Source organism: Streptomyces sp. SID3212, assembly GCF_009865405.1.
Classification (GTDB): domain Bacteria; phylum Actinomycetota; class Actinomycetes; order Streptomycetales; family Streptomycetaceae; genus Streptomyces.
Window position 1 is genome coordinate 1 of sequence record NZ_WWJY01000988.1, and the last position, 773, is coordinate 773.

Genomic DNA, 773 nt, shown 5'->3' on the forward strand with positions numbered 1-773 from the left:
GCCGCGTACCTGCCCGTCGACCCGGCGCACCCCGTCGAGCGTGTCCGGCGCGTCCTCGCCGAGGCCGCCCCCGTACTCCTGGTCACCGCGCCCGGCGCCGAGCCCCTCGGGGCGGACCTCCCGACCCTGGTCCTGGACGAGAACGCCTGGGCGGACGAACCCCTGCCGGCGTCCGGCCACCCCGACACCACCGGCGCCGCCCACGTCATCCACACCTCCGGCTCCACCGGCACCCCCAAGGGCGTGATCGTCACCCACGCCGGGGTGGCCGCCCTGACGGCCGGTCTCGTGGACGGCACCGCACTCGGCGCAGGCAGCCGGGTCCTCCAGCTCGGACCGCCGACCTTCGACATCTCCGTCGGCGAGATGTGCCTCGCCTTCGGCTCGGGCGGCACCCTCGTCCTGCCGCCCCGGGGACCACTCGTGGGCGACGCCCTCGCGGACGTACTGACCGGGCTGCGTATCTCCTGCGCCTTCGTCCCGCCGTCCGTGCTCGCCACCGTGCCCCCGGGACCCCACCCGGAGCTGCGCACCCTCCTCGTCGGCGCGGAGTCCTGCCCGCCGGACCTGATCGCCCGCTGGACCGCCGGAGGCCGGCGCCTCCACAACGCGTACGGGCCCACCGAGGCCACCGTCGTCTCCACCCTCTCCGCGCCCCTCGCCGCCGACGGCACCGCCCCGCCCGTCGGCACCCCGCTGCCGGGCACCGGCGCCTACGTCCTCGACGAGCGGCTGCGCCCGGTGCCCGCCGGGGTCAGCGGCGAGCTGTACCT

Annotated in this window: 1 protein-coding gene; it reads left to right on the plus strand. The window is 77.2% G+C overall.

All coding sequences use genetic code 11. The features are described from left to right. A partial coding sequence (locus GT042_RS29475; RefSeq protein ID WP_161311756.1) for an AMP-binding protein occupies positions 1-773 on the plus strand: 773 nt, incomplete at both ends.